General features: G+C 57.8%; 1 protein-coding gene. It reads left to right on the forward strand.

The features are described 5' to 3' along the window. Nucleotides 1-84 precede the first annotated feature (84 nt). A protein-coding gene (locus FBZ99_RS32970) for an IS3 family transposase (protein ID WP_186450386.1) occupies nt 85-1,223 on the forward strand; the annotation gives its coding sequence in 2 pieces (ribosomal slippage) (nt 85-343 and nt 343-1,223; 1,140 coding nt in all). Nucleotides 1,224-1,286: the final 63 nt, after the last annotated feature.

Consider the following 1,286-nt stretch of genomic DNA (forward strand, 5'->3'; position numbering starts at 1 on the left):
AGAGTTGGCTCGGGAAATTTGAACAGCGGGGATAAGTGGAATTTCTGCCTGGCTTCGGCTTAAATGCCGGGAACAGGAGATACCATGACGAGACGACCGCGCCGGAACCACAGCCCGGCTTTCAAGGCAAAGGTGGCGCTTGCCGCCATCAGGGGCGAACAGACGCTGGTGGAGTTATCCCAGCAGTTCGACGTGCATGCCAATCAGATCAAGCAGTGGAAGGACCAACTCCTTGAGGGGGCGACAGGCGTTTTCGGCGATGACGCCAAAGCGGAACCGGCAACTCCGACCGTGGATGTTAAAACCCTGCATGCCAAGATCGGGGAACTGACGTTAGAGAACGATTTTTTATCCGGTGCGCTCGGCAAAGCCGGACTGCTGAGCGGAAAGAAATGATCGACCGCAAGCACAAACTGTCGGTCGCACGCCAGGCGAAGCTTCTCGGCTTCAGTCGTGGCAGCGTCTATTATTCGCGGCGTCCTGTGTCAGACGGCGATCTGGCCTTGATGCGGCGGATCGACGAACTGCATCTCGATTACCCGTTTGCCGGAAGTCGGATGTTGCAAGGGCTTTTGAAGGCAGAGGGGCTGAATGCCGGGCGGCTTCACGTCGCCACGCTGATGAAGAAGATGGGTATCGAGGCAATTTACCGCCGCCCGAACACTTCGAAACCAGCGCCTGGGCACAAGGTCTATCCGTACCTCCTGCGCAAGCTGGCGGTCACCCGGCCCAACCAGGTCTGGGCAATGGACATGACCTACGTCCCCATGGCGCGCGGCTTCGTCTATCTCTGCGCCGTCGTCGATTGGTTCAGTCGCCGAGTGCTTTCATGGCGGCTGTCGATCACGATGGAGACGGCCTTTTGTATCGAAGCGGTCGAGGAAGCGCTTGCCCGATATGGCAAGCCCGACATCTTTAACACGGATCAGGGGTCGCAGTTCACCTCCGTTGACTTCACGGCCGTGCTGAAGAAGGCTGAAATCGCCATCTCGATGGACGGCAAGGGCGCGTGGCGGGACAATGTCTTCGTCGAGCGGCTTTGGCGGTCGATCAAATACGAGGAAATCTATCTCCACGCCTACAAAACCGTGTCCGAGGCTCGCGCAGGCATCGGTCGTTATCTGACCTTTTACAATACCCGACGTCCACATTCATCCCTTGACCGGCAGACACCGGATCAGGCCTACTTCAACGCGCTGACACCGATGATGGTGGCGGCATAACCGAGGCGGAAATCCACTTAGCAAAACGCCCGGAACTGTTCAGACAAACCGAGCCACCTCATT

The organism is Rhizobium sp. ERR 1071, from assembly GCF_007828675.1.
Classification (GTDB): Bacteria; Pseudomonadota; Alphaproteobacteria; order Rhizobiales; family Rhizobiaceae; genus Rhizobium; species Rhizobium dioscoreae.